Below are 19,301 nucleotides of genomic sequence, written 5' to 3' on the forward strand. Positions count from 1 at the left end.
GCGCTCTTGGCCACAAGGCCTTCAATCCAACCTCAGCCGAGCGCAGTCATCGCCCGCGATGTCTGGCCCTGCATCTCCGTAATGCCAGCCGCTGTTGCGCCGGCACTGCCTGCCATCTTCATCAACCCCGCCACGTCCAGAATGAGCGCGATCTCGCCGCTGCCCAGAATGGTCGAGCCGCTGACGCCGCGCAGCGCACTGAACAGCTTGCCGAGCGGCCGGATGACGGTCTGGTGTTCGCCCATCAGTTGATCCACGACGATGCCGGCCTTGGTCTGGCCGAACTGGACGACAACCACGTTCTCGCGCCGCTCGGGTGCGGAGCTGTCCATATCGAAAGCTTCGCGCAACCACAGCAGCGGCAGCACTTCTCCGCGCATGTCCAGATACCCGCGAGTGCGGGCGCCATCACGGATGGAGCCGGCCAGTTCGACGCACTCGACGATCATGTCGACCGGCAGTACGAAGCTGGCCTTGTCGATTCCGACCCGGAAACCGTCGATGATGGCCAGCGTGAGCGGCAGGCGAATCCGGATGCGCGTGCCCTTGCCCGGTTCCGTATCGATGTCGACCGTGCCGCGCAGGGCTTCGATGTCGCGCCGGACCACGTCCATGCCGACACCGCGGCCGGACAGATTGCTGACCTGATCGGCGGTCGAAAAGCCCGGCGCAAAGATCAGGCGGTCGATCTCGCGCTCGCCGAGTTGCGCGTCCTCGGCCACCAACCCGCGCTCGATTGCCTTGCGCAGGATCTTGGCCCGGTTCAGGCCGCCGCCATCGTCGGCGACGTCGATCACGACACCGCCCGCTTCGTGATAGGCGTTCAGCATCACCTTCGCGCGCGCCGGCTTGCCTGCTGACAGCCGGACATCGGTTGTTTCGATGCCGTGGTCCATCGAGTTGCGAATCAGGTGCATCAGCGGATCGCCGATACGCTCCACCACCGTCTTGTCCAGATCGGTCTCGCCACCGCTGATCTGCAGTTCGATGTCCTTGCCCAGTTCGCGACTGACGTCGCGCACGACGCGCTGGAAGCGCTGGAAGGTGGCGCCGATCTGCACCATGCGCAACGACAGTGCCTGATCCCGCACTTCCTCGACCAGGCGCGTGAGGACTTCGCTCGCTTCGGTCAGATGCCCCTGGGCGAGCATCTGTGCAACGTTCTGCACGCCGGCGCTCGCCACCACGAGTTCCCCCACCAGTTCGATCAGCTGATCCAGCTTGTCGGCGTCAATGCGCAGTGAGCGCGCCTCCTGCGCCTTGGTGTCCTTGACCTGCTTCTGCTTCGCGAGCGCGGCGTCGACCACCCCTGCACTGACTGCACCGCCCTCGATGAGTATTTCTCCGATCTGTTGCGGTGTCGCCGGCTCCTCGGCGTCGTTGGCCGCTGCTTCCGACTGCAGGGACAGGCCGCGTTCGAGTTCGGAACGGGTGAGCGCACCGCTCAGCACAAGCATTTCACCCAGTTTCAGATCGTCCTCGGGCAACGCGCGCAACACGCTGATGTACTCGGAAACCTGCGAATAGGGAGGAATGATGTGAAGCACGCACTCTTCGCGCACGAACTCGAACACGCCTTCGATTTCCGACTTTGTAGCGTCGCTGCGGAAATCGATCTCGAAACCGAGGTAGCAGGACTCCGGATCGAATTCCAGCCAGGAAGGCAGGGCGGTAGCCAGTGTGTCGAGATGGACAATGTCGCCCAGCGTGCGCATATAACGCAGGAAGGAAAGAGGATCCATGCCGCCGCGCAGCACGTCGTTGCCGAAGCGGATCGACAGATGCCAGTTGCCGTTTTCGCAACCGTCATCTGCGGCCGGCACACTGCGGGTTACGTCGACCGGAGCGGCAATCACTGCGGAGGCGGCGGGCTTGTCGGTCTGCTTACCCAGCAAAGCGAGCAGTGCAGCCGTCTGAACTTCGCCTTCGGCGCGCTGGGCTGCATCGAGATCACGTTTTTCCGCCACAGCACGCACCAGCACGCCGATATGGTCCTTGTTGCGCAGAAGCAGACCGATCACGTCGTTGGTCACGCGCATCTGTCCGTCACGAACGCGGTCCAGCACACTTTCGACTTCATGCGTGAAATGGACGACATCGTCGAATCCGAATACGCCGGCGGTCCCCTTGATGGTGTGCGCCGCGCGGAAGATGTCGTTTATCAGTTCGTTGTTGTCCGGCTCACTTTCCAGCTGCAGCAGCGATTCCTCCATCCGGGTCAGCAATTCGTCTGCTTCGGCGAAGAAGGCCTCGAGGGCGGGTTCGAGATCCATTTGGGAGTTCCTTTTCTCTGTTCAGGCTGCCTGGGCCGGCATCACGACCGGATCGCCGAACACATGGCTCAGCTGCAACAGTTCCATCACTTCGAGCATCGCTGCGCTGTGCGCCACCAGTTCGAAACTGTGGCCGTGCATCTCGGCGGCCCGCTTGGCTGCGAGCAGCAACTGCACGCCACTGCTGTCCACCTCGGTGGTCCGGGCAAGGTTGATCCGAAGATCGCGCCTTTCCGACAGCGCGCGGGTCAGGAACCCGTAGGCGTCCGCGGCTCCGAAGATGGTCAGCTCACCCACCACCTTCAGTTCGGTCACGTCACCGTTGTCCGTGCGTTCGATTTCCATGTCGTCGCTCCGCTTCGGTTCAGGGCAGGCAGAGCTTGGAAACCGCCATCAACATCTGGTCCGGCTTGAACGGCTTGACCATCCATGCCTTGGCGCCGGCCGCCTGGCCTTCGGCTTTTTTCGACTCCTGGTTCTCGGTGGTCAGCATGATGACCGGCGTGAACTTGTAGGCCGGCAGCTTGCGCATTTCCTTCACGAAGGTGATGCCATCCATGTTGGGCATGTTCACGTCGCTCACCACGAGGTGCACCTTCTGTCCGGTGAGTTTGGCCAGTGCGTCCTTGCCGTCGCAAGCTTCGAAAACGTCATAGCCGGCGCTCTTCAGCGCGATGCTGACGACCTGGCGCAGTGACGACGAGTCGTCCACCACCATGATTGTCTTTGCCATGTTTCACTACTCCTAAAAGAAAACGAGATCGTCGCTGGACTTGCTGCCCGCATTGCCTGAACCGCCGTGATTGCCACGCTCTTCCGGCGTCGTGTAGCTGCGCTCGAGGTGGTCGACCAACGGACGCAGGTCGGGCGCCTGGTCGGCCGGGCTCCCGGACACGTACTGCCCGAGTTCATCCAGGCTTTCGCAGACGTGGGCAAGCACCTGGTCGATGCGGTCCTGGAACTGCAGGTGCGGCAGCGTTTCCGCGATCTCCTGCTGGATACCTTCTGCCTGATGGCGCAGTTCTGCGTTCGACCGAGCCAAACCGTCGAGCAGTTGGGAAAAGTCGCCGAGCACACCCTGGATGCTTGCTTCGGAAACCTTGAAGGATTCAATGTCACGGCTGGTTGAACTTTCGACCAGGCGTGCCGAGGCCAGGATGGCATCGCTGACCAGCTTCGCCTTTTCGGCGATCTTCTTGCCGGTATCGCCCGAAGCGGTCGACAACTTGCGCACTTCGTCAGCCACCACTGCGAAACCCCGCCCGGCCTCGCCGGCGCGGGCCGCTTCGATCGCGGCGTTGAGTGCCAGCAGATTGGTCTGATCGGCAACCTGCTGCACCGACTTCGCCATGCCGCGCAGATCGTCGGCGTAACTGGCCAGTTCGCGTATCTGCGTCAGCACGAGATTCTTGTCCGTCAGCGCGCCCGACATGCCGTCCAGCACCTGCGTGAGCTGCGTCTGGGAGGTCTTGAGCACCACGTCGACGCCGCCCTTGTCTGCCGACATGCCGCTGCCCGATGAAGCCGCCACGGCGGCGTCGAGCTTCGACACCAGTCCCGAAAAGCGCTGGATCAATTCGCCGATCGCCACCTCGGCCTGCTTGCGCACGCCATTGATCTGCCGCTTCCAGATTGGCGCCGCCTCGGACGACACCAGCACCAGGCTGCCGTGCATCGCTTGTACAAGCGGGTCCGGTCCGGCAGTGTCGAACTCGGTCGGCTGCTGCGCGGGCGCTTCACGTCGGCACAGCACAACGGCCGACCATCCGAGGGCGCAGAGCGCAATACAACCAACTGCCACACGAACCCAAAGCGGCAAGCCAAAGGGTGCAAAGCTCCACGCACCCAGCAGTGCTGCGACGCCGGTGTGCAGCGCACAAATTACTGAATTTTTCATTAAATCTCCCAGAGTGCTTCGTACAGACTTCAGGTCGAAATCGTTAAGTTCGTCAATTGCTATCACTAACGGACTAGAGGCTATTACCTTGAGTCGTATGTTTTATTTTTTTACATTGTCATCGCGACCGTGGGATTCTTCAGAGAATGGGTCAATCGACCAATGAAGGTTGCCGCAACGTTTAGTGTGGATATCCGAAGCTGCTGAAGCCGCAGCCGCAGCCGGACGTATGATCGACCGTCGATATCCCCTCCGGCCACGCCCGTCCCGGACCGTGCAGAAAATGACCAGCAGTACGTTCTCGTCCGCCTTCCGCACCCGCCCGACCCCGGTCGCGGCGCCGGGCTGGTACTGGGTATTGCCGCGCGTGGCCCTGGTGCTGTTCCTTGCCGCCATCGGGGCACTGGTCTGGCTGCTGCACAGCGCGGATCAGGAGGACCAGCGCGCCGCGTTGATCAGCGACGTACTGTGGATGGAACAGGACTTGCGCTTCCACCTTGATCGCAACGTGGAACTGATCGGGCAACTGGGTCGCGAGGCCGCCGAAAAGGGTTTCGACGCGACGGCGCTCGAACTGCGTGCGCGCAGCCTGGTGAGCAACGGCCAGGGCCTGCTGAGCGTCGAACGCCTGGTCGCGGTCGACGCGGCCGATGAGGCACTCGCCGCACCGGCCCGACTGGCCGACCGGATCGGGCAGGCGGTCTATCTGCCGCCGAGGGTCTTGCCGGACGGCGATGTGCAGTTCGATGTGCTGGTGCCGCTCGGCACAGACCGCGGCTGGATGCGCGGCCGCTACTCGCTGGCGCAGATGCTCGTGCGTTCGGTGCCCTGGTGGTTTGCCGAGCGCTATGCGGTCGAGGTGATCGACAACACCGAACGCGTACTGGCCAGCAAGTCGAAGGTCGCGTCCGGCAACCGCGACCTGGGCTACTCAATTGCTTTCGAGCCGCCCGGCCACGGGCTGCGACTGCGCGTCGCCGCCTACCGCAGCGAAACCCGCCTGCTGCCGGCGCTGCTGGTGGTCACCCTGGTCGGCCTCGCACTGACCATGTTGTGGAGCCTGTGGGCGCTGCGCCGCCACCTCAATCGCCGACTCGCCGCCGAACACGCCTTGCGCGAAGAACATGCCTTTCGCACCGCGATGGAAAACTCGCTGATCATCGGACTGCGCGCGCGCGACCTCGAAGGCCGCATCACGCACGTCAATCCGGCGTTCTGCCGCATGGTGGGCTGGAGTGCCGAAGAGCTGATGGCGATGCATCCGCCCATGCCTTACTGGGCACCCGAACACGCCGAACAGATCCGGGCGCTGCACGACGGCATCCTGGCCGGCAATGCCGAAAAACGAGAAGCGATCGAACTGACCTTCATGCGGCGCGACGGTGAACGCTTTGACGTGCTGATTTCCGAAGCACCGCTGGTCGATGCCGAGGGCCGGCACGTCGGCTGGATGAGTTCGGTGCTCGACGTCACCGAAAGCAAGCAGGCGGAGGCGCTGTACCGGCAGCAGCAGGAGCAGCTTCAATTCACCGGCCGGCTCATCACGATGGGTGAAATGGCCTCCACGCTGGCGCATGAACTGAACCAGCCGCTGTCGGCCATCTCCAGCTACAGCACCGCCTGCCTGAACATGATCGAAACCGGCCAGGGGCATCTGTCGGACTTCAGGGAGCCGCTGTCGAAGATGAATACGCAGGCGCGCCGCGCCGGCACGATCATCCGCCGCGTGCACGAATTCGTGCGCCGGTCCGAACCGCAGCGCGTGCGCTGTGCGCTGAACGACATCGTCGACGACGCGGTGGCGCTGATCGAAGCCGACGCCCGCAAGCGCAACATCCACATCACCACGTCGCAGGCGCCGGATCTGGCCGACGTGCTGGCCGACCGCGTGATGATCGAACAGGTGCTGCTGAACCTGATCCGCAACGGCATGGATGCCATGGCCGGCAGTTCGGCGGAAAAGCGGCGGCTGCAGATCGATACCCGGGCCGATGGCGGGGACGTGCAGGTGGCGGTGCGCGACAGCGGCGCCGGCATTCCGCCCGACATCGCGGAAAAGCTCTTCGCGCCCTTTTTCACCACCAAACCGGACGGCATGGGCATGGGACTGAACATCTGCCGCTCGATCGTCGAGCTGCATCACGGACGGCTCTGGTTCGAAGCGGCCGATGGGGGCGGTACGGTGTTCATCCTCAAGCTGCCGGCCGCCGACGCACAGGCGCTGTCGACATGATCACGAGCCAGATCTTCATCGTCGACGACGACGACGCCATCCGCGATGCGCTCGGCTGGCTGTTCCGCTCGCGCGGGCACGTCGCGCGGCTGTGGTCATCGGCCGAGGCGCTGATCGCCGGTGGCGAGATCGGGCGCTGCGGCTGCCTGCTGCTAGACATCCGGATGGACGGCATGAGCGGGCTCGAACTGTTCGAATGGCTGCGCGAAAACGGTCAAGACATTCCGGTCATCTTCCTGACCGGGCATGGCGACGTGCCGATGGCCGTCGCTGCACTGAAAAAGGGCGCCTTCGATTTCGTCGAGAAGCCGTTCAACGACAACGAACTGGTCGACCGCGCGCTCGCTGCACTCGACATCCACCATCAGCGCTCGTGCCGTCAGGCGGCGGCGCGCGAGGTCGATGAGCGCCTCGCACAGCTCACCAGCCGCGAACTGGAAGTGATGGAGCGCGTGCTGGCCGGCCAGATGAACAAGGTGATCGCGATGGATCTCGGGGTGACGATGCGCACGGTTGAAGTGCATCGGGCGCGCATCTTTGAAAAAATGGGCGTGCGCTCGGCGGTCGAACTGGCGCAGTTGCTCACCGCCCGCTCCCCGAAGCTCGCGTGAGCGGCTGCGCCGCCCGGCGCGAGGTTTTACCAGGGCATCAGGCCAGCACCCTCAGCAACCAGCGGTTCAGATCGGCGATCTCGGCCGGGCTGACTTCGTGGTCCATGTCGTAGGTGTGCCAGTCGTACGACACCGACAGCTCGTCAAGCACGGCGCGCGCCGCCAGCGCGCGGTCGATGTCGACCACGCTGTCGTTGAGACCGTGCGCCAGAAACACCGGTACATCACGGTTGGCGGCGCTTCGCTCGGCCGCGGTCTTGCTGGCCAGCGGCAGGTAGCCGGACAACCCGGCGATGCCGGCCAGCCGCTCGGCCTGACGCAGACCGGCCACCAGCGCCATCGCGCAGCCCTGCGAAAACCCCATCAGCACGATGCGCGACGCCGGCATGCCACGTGCCGTTTCGCGCGCGATCAGCGCATCGATGATCTGTTGCGACGCGCGGATGCCGGCCTCGTCGTCGATGCCGGAGCCCGGCGCGAACACGTCGAACCAGGCGCGCATGATGTAGCCGCCATTGCGCGTGACCGGGCGCTCAGCCGCGTCAGGCAGCACGAAGCGGACCGGACCGACGGCGTCGAGATCCAGCGCACGGCACACCGGCACGAAGTCGTTGCCGTCGGCACCCAGGCCGTGCAGCACCATGAGGGTTGCGGTCGGCGCAGGGCCGGATTCAAGTTCGATCAGGTTCACCGCCATGTTCCAGCTCCGGAAAGTCATTTTCGAGGGCCGGGCAGTCGCTGAACCGAAAGCACGGCCCGGATGCGCATCGTACCGAACGCACACCCGCGCGCCGACCCGTCTCTCGGCATCGATCCCCAGCAGATCAATTGCCCCACCACCCGACCGGCGCGTTACAGTGCGGCCACCCCAACTGGAGAATGCAATGAAGACATTGACCGTACACATCACCGCCGAGCTGCAGGTGCCCGACGACTGGACCCTGGTGGACCACGCCTCGGGCGTCACCGTGCTCAAGGTCGGCGACCAGTTCATCGATTTCGACATCACGCCGCTGTCTACGCGCGAAGACGACCCGGAAGCGCTGTGGAGCGATGATGACCAGACCCTGACCAGCCAGGTGCTCGACTGCGTAACCGAACTCGATACCGACATCGAGATCGCCTACCACCAGTAACGCGTGTGCGGCCCGCGCATCGGTTCGCGGCCCGCGCGCGATGATCGAGCGGGGCGGACGTCGGCCCGCATAGTCCGATCGGCGTGTTTTGACGGTCCGGTGCGTCAACGCCCTGCAACAGCCTGCGTACAAGCTTCCAGGTGAATGACCGCCCGGATGGTCCGAGCGGCGTGCCCCGGAACAAGGAAACGCAGATGTCGTCCAGAGATTTTTCGCCCGCCCGTCGCCTGCTGCTCAAGAGCTCAGGCGTCGCTGCCGCCACCCGCTTCACCGGCGTCATGGCCGCGCTGCATGCCAGCAATGCGCTGGCCGCCACCGGCAAGCAGACCGTTTCAGCTGTGTCGCCCTACGGCCTGATTGCGCCGGTCAACGACCTGACCACCGGACTGCCGCTGCTGCAGTTGCCGCAGGGCTTCAGCTACCGCTCGTTCGGCTGGACCGGTGACGCGATGGACGACGGCCGTGCCACGCCGGATCTGCCGGACGGCATGGCTGTTGTGACGTCACGCCGCGTCGGCCGCAGCACCGAACTCGTGCTGGTACGCAATCACGAACGAGGCGTCGCGCTCACTCCGGGCGACGCGATCAATGCGCAGCACAATTATTCGACGACCCGTGTTAACGGCATCATCACTGCCTACTACGGCAGTGTGCCCATCCGCATCGGCAGCAACGGTGCCGGCGGATTTGCCGTGGTCACGGATCCGGGCGCGGCCGCACCACCGCCGTTCGATGGCTATGTGGCAGGCGGAACGACCAATCTGCTGTTCCGTGACAACAAGTGGGCCGGCGCAGAGTCGTCTCTCGGCGGCACGCTGGGCAACTGTGCCGGTGGCCCCACGCCGTGGGGCACCTGGCTCACCTGCGAAGAAACCGTGTTCGACTTTTCGCTGATCGGTGGCAAGAAGCACGGCTACGTATTCGAAGTCGGTGCCGACCCGGCTGAATCGATCGCCGATCCCATCGTCGGCATGGGCCGCTTCGTGCACGAAGCCGTGGCGGTCGATCCGACCACAGGCTACGTCTACGAAACCGAAGACAACCGCAACGTGGCCGCCTTTTTCCGCTACGTGCCGGCAGACACCAGCGGCGAGCCGGGCAGCCTGCACAACGGCGGCATGCTGCAGGCGGCACGCGTGAAGACCATCGTGCGCAAGGCCACCGCCGCGACGCTGGCACAGGCCAACGACGTCGGCCTGCTCAATCCCGAGATCGGCGACGAATACGAACTGGAATGGGTGGACATCGCCGACCCGGACGCCGCACCGGTTGTCGTGGTCGGACAGCCCGGCGGTGTCAGTCTGGCCTTCATGGCAGGGCCCAGCTTCCTGGCCCGCAGCCAGGGCTGTGCCCGCATGAGCCGCGGCGAGGGAATCTGGTATGCCGGCGGCAAGATGTTCATGATCGACACGGCGGCGGGCGTCGACAGCCGTGGCCGCCCCGGTCAGGGCGAAGGATGCGTGTGGGAACTGACGCTGTCGACGATGCGCCTGCGCGCCATCTTCGTCAGCGGTGACCAGACCGTCGGCAACAATCCGGACAACATCACCGTCAGCCCGCGCGGCGGCATCGTGCTGTGCGAGGACGGCGGCGGCTCGACCGACGCCTTCGGCACCGGCGCGCGTCTGCTTGGCCTCAACAAGGCAGGCGAAGCCTTCATCTTCGGCAAACACAACGTCGTGCTCGATGCGGCGCAGATCGGCGCAGCAGGCAAGCAGGTCGCCGGCGGCGACTACCGCGGCACCGAATTCGCCGGCGCATGCTTCGATCCGACCGGCCGCGTGCTGTTCGTCAACATCTACCGGCCCGGCATCACGGTCGCCATCACCGGCCCGTGGGCGCGCGGCAACCTCTGAGCCCCCGACCCGCTCACCGCCAGTCTGCAGGCAGGCGGTGAGCATCGGGTTGCCGCTCCCGCGCAAGGGTGTGCCAGCAGCGCCGTGGAGCATCGATGACCGGCCCTTGACGCGCGAGACGACCGACGCACTGACCGGGCTCGATACCGACATCGAAATTGCCTACCATCAAGAGGTGACAGCCGTGGTGACCTGCGACGGGCGCGCAGGTCCCTGACGGAGTCCGGTATCGCCCGACCATACGGGAGTCTGCCCATGCCCTTGCGCACCATCACAGACCTTACCGTCAGCGGCGCCAGCCCGCGCAGTCTCGAACTGCACGAACTGGCGGAACACCAGTTCCGCTGCTTCATCGGCGACCCGGTCGCCACCGTGAGCGCCGCGCTCGAAGACAGCCCGGACATGGTCATGGGCCATGTGCTGCTCGCCTACCTGATGCTGCTCGGTACCGAACCGGCCGGACTCCCGGTCGCGGCGGCGGCTTGCCGCCGTGCAGAAGGGCTGCCCGCCAATGAGCGCGAAGCGCGCCATGTCAGGGCGGTCGGCCTGCTGGTCGGTGGCCGCTGGCGCGCTGCCGCGCGCGTGCTCGAAGACCTCGCGATCGATCACCCGCTCGATGCGCTGGCATTGCAGGCCGGCCACCAGACCGACTTCCTGCTCGGCGATTCGCGCATGCTGCGCGACCGCATCGCGCGCGCCCTGCCCGCCTGGCATCCGGACATGCCGGCCTGGCATGCAGTGGCCGGCATGCTGGCGTTCGGGCTGGAAGAAACCGGCGACTACGCGCGCGCCGAACAATACGGCCGGCAGGCGGTCGAGCGCCAGCCGCGCGACGGCTGGGCGCAGCACGCCGTCGCGCACGTCATGGAAATGCAGAACCGGGGGCGCGACGGCATCGCGTGGATGCGCGCCGCCCCCCAGGCGTGGGCGCAGGACAGCTTCCTGTCGGTGCACAACCATTGGCATCTGGCACTGTTCCATCTCGGACTGGACGACATCGACGCCGTGCTGGCGCTGTACGACGGCCCGGTATGCGCCGACGCGCCGGGCCTCGTGTTCGACCTGGTGGACCAGTCCGCGCTGCTGTGGCGGCTGCATCTGCGCGGGATCGATGTCGGGTCGCGCTGGCAGGCGCTGGCCGACCGCTGGGCACCGATTGCCACCACCGGTCGCTACGCCTTCAACGACATGCATGCAACGATGGTCTTCGCTGCGGCCGGCCGCACCGGCCTGATCCGGGCTATCGCCGATGCACAGCAGGCCATCATCGCGGGCAATGGTGAAAGCGTTGCGGACAACGCACGCTTCACCGCCGAGGTTGGCCGCGCGGCGACGGCAGCGATGGCGGCGTTCGCCAATGGCGACTATGCGCAGACGGTCGAGCTGTTGCGGCCCATCCGCCACATTTCGCACCGTTTCGGCGGCAGCCATGCCCAGCGTGACGTGATCGACCTGACGCTGATCGAGGCGGCGGCACGCAGCGGTCAGCAATCGCTCGCAGATGCATTGCGCGCCGAACGTGCGCTTCACGCGGGCGGGCAGGCAACTGTCTGACGACAGTCCGTCGACGTCTGCGCGATCAGGTACCGCCGGGTCCGAGGTAGCGCCGGTCCGACCAGGTCGCCAGCCATTCGGGTATGAAGGCGACGAAGATCGACACCAGCATGCCGGTGATGAAGGCGTCGCCCCAGGCCATCAGCCAGCGCGCGACCAGCGCCTGTTCCATCGCGACACCGTCGATCAGGTGATGCGCAAACTCGTACGCCACCCCGGCCAGGAACAGGCAGAGCGCAGTGCCGATGAAGGCGCGGCCCAGCACGTAGATGAAGGGATGTGGCGGCAGCGTGCGCCGCAATACCTCGCCCAGCCCGAGTGCCAGCGTCGCGGGGACCAGGCCGATCCATACCAGCTGCGACAGCACCGTAGCCCAGCCCAGATGGCCGAACAGCCACACCGCGAGCGCAATCAGCAACAGTTCGATCACCGCCAGCGGCCAGCCGAACATCAATACCAGCAGGCAGGCACCCGAGAGCTGGATCGAAATGCCGGCCGGCAGGTTCTGCGGCAGCACCCACAGCAGCGACAGCAGCACCCAGGACGCCACCCAGGGCGCACCGAGCGGGCCGCGCAGCATGCGCCAGGGGCGCAGCATGAGGCTGACGGCCAGGGCCAGACCCGCGACGAACAGTTCTATCGGCAGCACGCTGATCCGAAACCCGGTAGGCGGAGGGAGAAAGTGTTGCACGCCCGTGCAGCACCCGACTTGACTGCAGACAAGCCGCCGCCGCCGGCGGTTCCGGGCAACATAGTCCTTTCGGCTTAGCAACGACCATTCAGCGTGATCTTTTCCGTAACGTGAGGACGCTACCTTTCGCTCGCCGCGAGGATGATCCTCGCACCGACCCGGAGCCCGAATCATGCGCATGCGTCCCATCGCCGCCCTCATCGCCTCGCTCAGTGCATCATTCATTGCACTGCCTGCCGCAGCCGACTTCCGCATCAATCCGTATCTGCAGAATCCGTCGAGCGACGGCATGTACTTCACCTGGTTCACCGCGTCGGCCGATGCAGGCTCGCTCGCCATCAGCGGCCCCGGCCTCGCGTCGCCCATCGTGCGGAACAGCCTGCCGACACTCGAAAGCACGCTTTCCTACACCAATGCGGAACTGAATCAGAGCATCAGCGGGCTGGACAAGGGCTCGTGGCTCATCGGCGGCGACAACTACAAGCACACGGTCGATGTGCGTTCGCTGCAGGCCAACACCACCTATCAGTACTCCGTGACGCAGGGCGGTTCGGTGTTCCAGTCGAGCTTCAAGACGGCGCCGACGCGCGATGCCTGGTCGTCGATCCGCTTCATCGCCATGTCCGACTCCGAGACCGAACCGGCCGGTCGGGTATCGAGTCGCGAATGGCAGCCGGGTGCGCTGGCCGCGGGCGGCCTGGCGCGTCCTTCGGCTACCGTCGGCGGCACCTGGGACCAGAAGTTCGGCACCCGCGTGCAGGCCGGCGTGCGCACGCTGAACTACGTGCTGACCGAGGACGAGGGCTACCGCCGCAACGTTGAAATGGTGAACAGCCGCACGCCGGATTTCCTGATGATGCCGGGTGACCTGGTCCAGGGTGGCGGCTATCAGCCGGGCTGGGATGAATTCTTCCGCCAGAACGCGGGTAGCGTAGCCAGCGGACTGTCCAGCCACCCCATCCTGCCGGCGCTGGGCAACTGGGAAAACTTCGGCGCGCTCAACGGCGGCTACGGTACAGACGCCGACGGCCGCTTCGGCCCGAAGTTCGGCCGCGACAAGTACCACGTCTATTTCGACGCGCCGGACAACAGCACGCCGGAACATCGCGACAACTACTATCGTGTCGATTACGGCCCGATCACCATCATCACGCTCGACAGCTCGAACGGCCTGCCGGATGACCGCCCGCAGAACTACGCCAACAAGCTCACCGGCACGCAATACAACGGTCCGGGCACCGACACGCAGAACAACTATACGAAGGAACAGTACGAAGCGGCCGGCGGCACCGATCTGTCCGATTTCAACCCGGGCAGCGCGCAGTGGAACTGGGCCGAGCAGCAACTGGCCGACGCGCGCGCCGACGGTCAGGTGGTGTTCGTGCAGTTTCACCACGTGCCGTTCAGCAACGGCGAACATGGTGTCGGCATGGATCACGCGCTGACCACCGGCCAGGGCGGCACGCCGATGCGCCAGTACCACCCGATGTTCGAGCAGTTCGGCGTTGCCGCCGTGCTTTCCGGTCACAGCGAAATGTTCGAACGCAGCTTTGTCGACAGCAACGGTGACGGCATCGGCGTGCAGTACTACGACGTCGGCGTGTCGGGTGACGGCCTGCGCAGCGGCAAGAAGAACGGCAGCCTGCTGAGCGATCCGGCGCTGAACTACAACGAATTCAGCCAATGGACGGCCGATCAGTCCGAGCCCGAACAGTGGGCGATGGTCGATGGCGTGCTGCAGCTGATAGATGGCGGCAAGCACTACGGACATCTCGAAGTCGAAGTCGAGTACCTCGGCACCGAAAGTCTGTACGCCAAGGTCACCTTCACGCCGGTGTATCTCTTTCCGGTGCTGGACAGCGAATACAACCTGATCGAAACACAGCGGCGCGTGTACGACGACGTCGTGACCGTGTATCTGAACGGCGCCGGTCAGGTGGTCGCCATTCCCGAGCCGTCCGAGTACGCCATGCTGCTGGCCGGGCTCGCGCTGGTCGGATTCGCAGCGCGCCGTCGCGCCTGAAGCGCGGTTGAATGATTCGTCCCGGGGCCGTCGCCGCAAGGCGCTGGCCCCGCTGTCATCCCTGCGTCACCGCATTGTCACGCAGCTTGACCACACTCGTTTCCCACCTACAACAGCAACGGGCGCCGCCCGCCAAAGAGGTCACATGAAAAAATCCCTGATCCACCTGTCCCGCCTGACGTTTGCCGGCGCGCTGCTGCTTGGCGGCGCGCAGGTTTCGTTTGCGCAGACCGTCGTCAATGGCACCTCATTCACGCTGCACGAACTGGTCGGCGTTGGCCGGCTGGCGGCCAATCTGCGCGATGAGCACGGTGAAACCTTCGGGTCGATTTCCGGCCTGGTGGCCGATGCCTCGACCTGGACGCGCACCGGCAACAGCTACTCCGGCATCTTCTATGCCTCACCCGACCGCGGCTACAACGTCGCCGGCACGATCGACTACACGGCGCGCATCAACCGCATCGCCGTCGACTTCACACCCGCCGCCGCAGGCAGCACCGGTCTGGGCCAGAACCAGATCGGCCTCGCGCTGACGCAATCGACGCTGCTGTACGAAACGCTGACCGGCGTCTCGCGCCCGCTGAGCGGCATCGACCCGGTACCGGGTGGCGTCCTCACGGGTGGTGCGCGTCCGGCCACTTCGCTGCTGCCGGAACTGCCGCAGGGCCACAACGGCAAGCTGTCGCTCGACGCCGAAGGCATCGTCATCCTGGCCGACGGTTCGCGCCTCATCAGCGACGAGTACGGCCCGTCGATCTATCGGTTCTCGGCGACAGGCGAATTCATCGGCGCACTGCCGGTGGCACCGTCGGTGCGCCCGATACGCAACGGCGTGACCGACTACAGCTCGAACAATCCGATGGACGGGCAGCCCGCCCCGACGCCGGCCAACCCCACGGCGGGTCGCTCCAACAACCAGGGCTTCGAAGGCCTGTCACTGTCGCCGGACGGCAAGACACTGTTCGTTGCCCTGCAGAGCGCCGCGCGTCAGGATCTCGCCAATGCGTCCACGCGGAACAACACGCGTCTGTTCACCTACGATGTCAGCGATCTGGACGAGATCACGCTGACCGGTGAATACGCGGTGCAACTGCCGAAGTTCCAGCAGGGCACCGGCACGCTGGTGGCCGCACAGAGTGAAATTCTGGCCGTGTCCGACACCCAGCTGTTCATCCTGCCGCGCGACAGCAACGGCTTTCAAGTGGGCACACAGCAATCGAATCTGCGCCGTGTCGACGTGATCGACATCAGCGACGCGACCAACATCCTCAACCAAAGCTACGAGGGACAGATCGCCCCGGGTGGCGTGCTGAACCCGGCCATCACGCCCGCGCTCTACACGCCCTTCCTGGACATCAACGACAACGCCGAACTGGCGCGCTTCGGTCTGGTGAATGGCGTGCAGCCCGGTCTGGACAACCTGTCCGAAAAGTGGGAAGGCCTGGTGTTGCTGCCGACGCTGGAGGCAGATCGTCCGAACGACTACTTCCTGTTCATCGCCAACGACAATGACTTCGCCACCACCGACGGCTTCCAGGTCGGCAGTACCTACAACGACGGCAAGGACATCGACACCATGTTCCTGGCCTATCGCGTCACCATCACCCCTGCGGTGCCCGAGCCGGAAAGCTGGGCGCTGATGCTTGCCGGCCTGTTCGCAGTCGGTGGCGTGGCCCGTCGCAGGATGCGTTCGGGCAAGTAAGCCTTCTGCCCACGTCCCGCCCGCCAGGGGCGGCATCCGGTTGGGGTGCCGCCCCTTTTTGTTGCCGACAGCCGAGCCGTCGCTGCCTGCCATAACAGGCGACATCCCCCTGCGCAGCACGAATGAGCCGTTCGGACCATCGGACGCGTGAGACTGCGTCTTACCCCTGTCAAATGCGGGATACAGACTTCGCGGGCTCATCCATGCGACGCACGCTGCTGCGCGGCTGGAAGAAGCCCCGAACCATCATCTCGATCTATCCGAGGAGAACACATGTCTGCTCATCTGCACCCCGACAACAACGTGACGATCAACCCGACCGACAACGAGTCGATCCGTGACGTGATGGCCGCATTCACCGGCCGCCGCAACTTCATGAAAGGCTCGATCGGTACGGCCGTGCTCGCTTCGATGGGTGGCTTCAGCCTCGAAGCGCTGGCCGCCGGCTATGTGCCCAGCCCGTCGCCGACCAACGGCGGCATCGGTTTCAGCGGCGTCCCCGCAAACATCGTGCCGATGACCGACGGCATCACCGTGCCGAACGGCTACACCGCAAAGGTGCTCATTTCCTGGGGCGATGCGATCGGCAAGCCGGGCCCGGATGCCTTCACACACTGGGATCCGTCAACCGCGATGACCAAGGCGCGTCAGCTGACGACCTACGGCTCGCACAACGACGGCATGCACCTGTTCCCGTTCCCGGTCGTCGGTGCCGACGGTCTGAGCAATGTCCGCGGCCTGCTCGTATCCAATCATGAGTACGTCGACCCGGGTCTGCTGAACCACACGCTGACCTATGGTACCGATGTGATCACGCAGGACATGGTCGACGCGCAAATCGCGGCGCACGGCGTCAGCGTGGTCGAAGTGCGCAAGATGGCCGGCGAAATGAAGGTACAACGCCCGTCCGCATTCGCCCGTCGCATCACCGGCGCGACCCCCTGTAAGGTGTCGGGCCCGGCTGCCGGTCACCCGATGCTGCGCACCGCAGCCGACCCGGCCGGCATGACCGTGCTCGGCACGCTGAACAATTGCGCGCACGGCTACACCCCGTGGGGCACCTATCTCGCCTGCGAAGAAAACTTCAACGGCTATTTCGGCACCACGGCCGCCAAGCTGGCCGCGCAGCCGCGTACGCCGCACGAAGCCCGCTACGGCGTGAGCCAGGGTGGCTTCGGCTACCGCTGGCACGAAGCCGATCCGCGCTTCGACTTCCGCGAAAACCCGAATGAACTGAACCGTCATGGCTGGGTGGTCGAAATCGACCCGTGGAACCCGAATTCGATGCCCGTCAAGCGCACCGCGCTGGGTCGCTTCAAGCACGAAGGCGCATGGAGCGTGGTCGGAGCCGACAACAGCGTTGCCCTCTACATGGGCGACGATGAAATCAACGACTACATCTACAAGTTCGTCTGCGCGAAGAAGCTGAACACGAAGAACCGCGCTGCCAACCGCGATCTGCTCGACAGCGGCACGCTGTACGTGGCCAAGTACAACGCCGACGGCACGGGTGTCTGGCTGCCGCTGGTGTTCGGTCAGAACGGTCTGACGCCGGAAAACGGGTTCAACAGTCAGGGCGACGTGGTCATTATGTGCCGTCAGGCGGCTGACAAGCTCGGCGCCACCAGGATGGACCGCCCGGAATGGGTAGCCGTGCATCCGACCACGCGCGAGGTGTATTTCACGCTGACCAACAACAGCGGCCGCACCGTCACCGATGCTGCCAACCCGCGCGCCAACAACGTGCATGGCCACATCATCCGTTTCAACGAAAACGGCGGCGATGTCGCGGCCACCGGCTTCCAGTGGGACATCTTCGTCGAGTGCGGCGACAAGCTGTCGAGCAACCCGGCGCGTCAGGGCAACATCATCGGCGACGACCTCGGTTCGCCGGACGGCATCTGGATCGACTCCGATGGTCGCGTGTGGATCCAGACCGACCAGGCTGGCGACGCGACCGGCAACTACAGCAATATCGGTGGCAACGCGATGTATTGCGCCGATCCGGCCACGCGCCAGATCACCCGCTTCCTGACCAGCCCGATCCGCTGCGAAGTGACCGGCGTCGTCACCACGCCGGACAACAAGACGATGTTCGTCAACATCCAGCATCCGGGCGAAAGCTGGTCAGGCAGCTTCACGTCGCGCAGCACCTGGCCGGACAGCGGCATCAACGGCCCGACCACGCAGAGCGCAAATGGCGCGGTCAAGCCGCGTTCGGCGACCATCGTCATCACGAAGGACGACGGCGGCGTGATCGGTACCTGATCGACAGTCGTTTAACGCTTCGATACATCGTTTTCACAAGGGCGTCACGGAGGCAGAGCAGCTTTGCCTCCGTGCCCTTCACCAAAGGATTCATCATGAAACTGACTTTCATCGCTGCCGCGCTGGCCTCTTTCGCCATGTTGCCGGCACACGCCGCCCTGACCAATGATGTGGCTGACCTGTTCAACCCGCTGTCCGTCGATTTCGAAAGCTACGACGGCTTTCTGACCAGCGGCCCGGAAATGGTTGCTCCCGGCATCACCTTCACCGGTGACGAAGGTTCGCAACTGGGTGCCAACATTGCCGTGCTCGGCACCAATGGCACCTGGGGCGTCGGCAACCTGTTCGCCGCCAGCGGCTTCATCGGCGAACTGCGCTTCACCTTCGCTGACCTGACCGCCGGCGCCGGCGCGTTCGTCAATCACTACGCCGACAACGTTCTGCCGTTCGGCCTCGTCGTGTCGGCCTACGGTGACAACAACCAGATCATCGAGTCCTACACGCTGAGCATCGACACGGATGAATTCGGCTTCAACGAAGGCCAGTTCGTCGGCATCACGCGTGCCACGGCCGACATCCGCTCGATCTCGTTCAAGGGCAACGCCGTCGTGCTCGACAACCTGGCCGTCGCCACCCCGGTGCCGGAACCCGAAACCTACGCGCTGCTGCTGGCCGGTCTGGGCCTGATCGGCATGGCGGCCCGCCGCCGCATGTAATACGCATCCGCCTGACCCTCGTTGTTCATGACCCGGCCGTTGAGCCGGGTTTTTTTTCGCCCGGCATCACGCGCTTCACGACCTGCAACGGCACGAAACTCGCAAGACCGAGTGCGCAGGCGGCCAGCCAGTGGGCCGGCGACAGCGGCGTGAAGCCGAATTGCATCGCCAGCCAGGGCACGCTGGTCACGGCGAGCAATGCGAGCAGCGTGGCGGCGATGATGGCGCGCGCCACCGGTGCGGTGCCGCGCAAGGCATCCAGCCAGGCGCCACCGTGGGTGCGGGCGCAAAAGATGAGCGCGATGCCGCTGCTCACCAGCGCGATGAATACCCAGGTGCGG

General features: G+C 64.8%; 17 protein-coding genes. 10 read left to right on the top strand and 7 right to left on the bottom strand.

Annotated elements, in window-relative coordinates; genetic code table 11:
• Window positions 1–32: 32 nt before the first annotated feature.
• The 4 genes from Q8R75_RS11120 to Q8R75_RS11135 are packed head-to-tail and all read right to left on the bottom strand — an operon-like array spanning window position 33 to window position 4,170.
• Window positions 33–2,273, bottom strand: coding sequence for a chemotaxis protein CheA (locus Q8R75_RS11120; protein WP_305626057.1), 2,241 nt, complete (start codon window positions 2,271–2,273; stop codon window positions 33–35).
• A 21-nt stretch (window positions 2,274–2,294) separates the two neighbouring features.
• The gene (locus tag Q8R75_RS11125; protein WP_305614436.1) at window positions 2,295–2,618 is read right to left on the bottom strand and encodes an STAS domain-containing protein; all 324 of its coding nucleotides are present in this window, start codon (window positions 2,616–2,618) and stop codon (window positions 2,295–2,297) included.
• A 19-nt stretch (window positions 2,619–2,637) separates the two neighbouring features.
• Window positions 2,638–3,006, bottom strand: a complete 369-nt coding sequence (locus Q8R75_RS11130; RefSeq protein WP_069037865.1) for a response regulator — start codon at window positions 3,004–3,006, stop codon at window positions 2,638–2,640.
• A gap of 12 nt (window positions 3,007–3,018) precedes the next feature.
• Window positions 3,019–4,170 carry a methyl-accepting chemotaxis protein gene (locus tag Q8R75_RS11135; RefSeq protein ID WP_305626058.1) on the bottom strand — a complete coding sequence of 384 codons (1,152 nt, stop codon included), beginning with the start codon at window positions 4,168–4,170 and terminating at the stop codon, window positions 3,019–3,021.
• A gap of 283 nt (window positions 4,171–4,453) precedes the next feature.
• Here Q8R75_RS11135 and Q8R75_RS11140 point away from each other — a divergent pair, with 283 nt between their 5' ends.
• Together Q8R75_RS11140 and Q8R75_RS11145 are read left to right on the top strand one after the other, a co-directional pair.
• A complete protein-coding gene (locus tag Q8R75_RS11140; protein WP_305626059.1) occupies window positions 4,454–6,403 on the top strand; it encodes an ATP-binding protein in 1,950 nt (649 codons plus the stop codon).
• Window positions 6,400–7,014 (top strand): response regulator, encoded by a 615-nt coding sequence (locus Q8R75_RS11145; protein WP_305626060.1) that lies wholly within the window; start codon window positions 6,400–6,402, stop codon window positions 7,012–7,014. The genes Q8R75_RS11140 and Q8R75_RS11145 overlap by 4 nt, the downstream gene beginning before the upstream one ends.
• A 37-nt stretch (window positions 7,015–7,051) precedes the next feature.
• Here the strand turns inward: Q8R75_RS11145 and Q8R75_RS11150 are convergent, their stop codons facing one another.
• The gene (locus Q8R75_RS11150; protein ID WP_305614440.1) at window positions 7,052–7,711 is read right to left on the bottom strand and encodes a dienelactone hydrolase family protein; all 660 of its coding nucleotides are present in this window, start codon (window positions 7,709–7,711) and stop codon (window positions 7,052–7,054) included.
• A gap of 187 nt (window positions 7,712–7,898) precedes the next feature.
• On the opposite strand from Q8R75_RS11150, the gene Q8R75_RS11155 reads away from it, so the two are divergent.
• The 4 genes from Q8R75_RS11155 to Q8R75_RS11170 all read left to right on the top strand — a co-directional run bounded on the left by Q8R75_RS11155 (window position 7,899) and on the right by Q8R75_RS11170 (window position 11,560).
• Entirely contained in the window at window positions 7,899–8,150 is a 252-nt protein-coding gene (locus Q8R75_RS11155) for a hypothetical protein (RefSeq protein WP_305614441.1), read from the top strand.
• Window positions 8,151–8,344: 194 nt separating this feature from the next.
• On the top strand, window positions 8,345–10,006 hold the full coding sequence (locus tag Q8R75_RS11160) for an alkaline phosphatase PhoX (RefSeq protein WP_305614442.1): 1,662 nt from the start codon (window positions 8,345–8,347) through the stop codon (window positions 10,004–10,006).
• Window positions 10,007–10,043: 37 nt separating this feature from the next.
• The gene (locus Q8R75_RS11165) at window positions 10,044–10,223 is read left to right on the top strand and encodes a hypothetical protein (protein WP_305663656.1); all 180 of its coding nucleotides are present in this window, start codon (window positions 10,044–10,046) and stop codon (window positions 10,221–10,223) included.
• Window positions 10,224–10,261: 38 nt separating this feature from the next.
• On the top strand, window positions 10,262–11,560 hold the full coding sequence (locus Q8R75_RS11170; protein WP_305614443.1) for a tetratricopeptide repeat protein: 1,299 nt from the start codon (window positions 10,262–10,264) through the stop codon (window positions 11,558–11,560).
• 25 nt (window positions 11,561–11,585) lie between these two features.
• Here the strand turns inward: Q8R75_RS11170 and Q8R75_RS11175 are convergent, their stop codons facing one another.
• Window positions 11,586–12,209 carry an energy-coupling factor ABC transporter permease gene (locus Q8R75_RS11175; protein WP_305614444.1) on the bottom strand — a complete coding sequence of 208 codons (624 nt, stop codon included), beginning with the start codon at window positions 12,207–12,209 and terminating at the stop codon, window positions 11,586–11,588.
• 214 nt (window positions 12,210–12,423) lie between these two features.
• Between Q8R75_RS11175 and Q8R75_RS11180 the strand changes: the two genes are divergently transcribed.
• The 4 genes from Q8R75_RS11180 (at window position 12,424) to Q8R75_RS11195 (ending at window position 18,960) form a co-directional block, all read left to right on the top strand.
• A complete protein-coding gene (locus tag Q8R75_RS11180) occupies window positions 12,424–14,274 on the top strand; it encodes a metallophosphoesterase (RefSeq protein WP_305614445.1) in 1,851 nt (616 codons plus the stop codon).
• A 145-nt stretch (window positions 14,275–14,419) separates the two neighbouring features.
• Window positions 14,420–15,976, top strand: coding sequence for an esterase-like activity of phytase family protein (locus Q8R75_RS11185; protein WP_305614446.1), 1,557 nt, complete (start codon window positions 14,420–14,422; stop codon window positions 15,974–15,976).
• Window positions 15,977–16,249: 273 nt separating this feature from the next.
• A complete protein-coding gene (locus tag Q8R75_RS11190; RefSeq protein ID WP_305614447.1) occupies window positions 16,250–18,244 on the top strand; it encodes a PhoX family phosphatase in 1,995 nt (664 codons plus the stop codon).
• Between the two features lie 95 nt (window positions 18,245–18,339).
• Window positions 18,340–18,960 (top strand): PEP-CTERM sorting domain-containing protein, encoded by a 621-nt coding sequence (locus Q8R75_RS11195; protein WP_305614448.1) that lies wholly within the window; start codon window positions 18,340–18,342, stop codon window positions 18,958–18,960.
• Window positions 18,961–18,985: 25 nt separating this feature from the next.
• Here Q8R75_RS11195 and Q8R75_RS11200 read toward each other — a convergent pair.
• Window positions 18,986–19,301: cation transporting ATPase C-terminal domain-containing protein (locus tag Q8R75_RS11200; protein ID WP_305663657.1), on the bottom strand; the 316-nt coding region annotated here is incomplete at its 5' end.

It is taken from the genome of Methyloversatilis sp., assembly GCF_030696805.1.
Classification (GTDB): domain Bacteria; phylum Pseudomonadota; class Gammaproteobacteria; order Burkholderiales; family Rhodocyclaceae; genus Methyloversatilis.

Coding starts and splice junctions, on each gene's coding strand:
- Q8R75_RS11130 (WP_069037865.1), bottom strand. CDS start 3,006: ATGGCAAAGACAATCATGGTGGTGGACGACTCGTCGTCACTGCGCCAG.
- Q8R75_RS11120 (WP_305626057.1), bottom strand. CDS start 2,273: ATGGATCTCGAACCCGCCCTCGAGGCCTTCTTCGCCGAAGCAGACGAA.
- Q8R75_RS11160 (WP_305614442.1), top strand. CDS start 8,345: ATGTCGTCCAGAGATTTTTCGCCCGCCCGTCGCCTGCTGCTCAAGAGC.
- Q8R75_RS11180 (WP_305614445.1), top strand. CDS start 12,424: ATGCGCATGCGTCCCATCGCCGCCCTCATCGCCTCGCTCAGTGCATCA.
- Q8R75_RS11145 (WP_305626060.1), top strand. CDS start 6,400: ATGATCACGAGCCAGATCTTCATCGTCGACGACGACGACGCCATCCGC.
- Q8R75_RS11185 (WP_305614446.1), top strand. CDS start 14,420: ATGAAAAAATCCCTGATCCACCTGTCCCGCCTGACGTTTGCCGGCGCG.
- Q8R75_RS11150 (WP_305614440.1), bottom strand. CDS start 7,711: ATGGCGGTGAACCTGATCGAACTTGAATCCGGCCCTGCGCCGACCGCA.
- Q8R75_RS11195 (WP_305614448.1), top strand. CDS start 18,340: ATGAAACTGACTTTCATCGCTGCCGCGCTGGCCTCTTTCGCCATGTTG.
- Q8R75_RS11190 (WP_305614447.1), top strand. CDS start 16,250: ATGTCTGCTCATCTGCACCCCGACAACAACGTGACGATCAACCCGACC.
- Q8R75_RS11170 (WP_305614443.1), top strand. CDS start 10,262: ATGCCCTTGCGCACCATCACAGACCTTACCGTCAGCGGCGCCAGCCCG.
- Q8R75_RS11125 (WP_305614436.1), bottom strand. CDS start 2,618: ATGGAAATCGAACGCACGGACAACGGTGACGTGACCGAACTGAAGGTG.
- Q8R75_RS11140 (WP_305626059.1), top strand. CDS start 4,454: ATGACCAGCAGTACGTTCTCGTCCGCCTTCCGCACCCGCCCGACCCCG.
- Q8R75_RS11135 (WP_305626058.1), bottom strand. CDS start 4,170: ATGAAAAATTCAGTAATTTGTGCGCTGCACACCGGCGTCGCAGCACTG.
- Q8R75_RS11155 (WP_305614441.1), top strand. CDS start 7,899: ATGAAGACATTGACCGTACACATCACCGCCGAGCTGCAGGTGCCCGAC.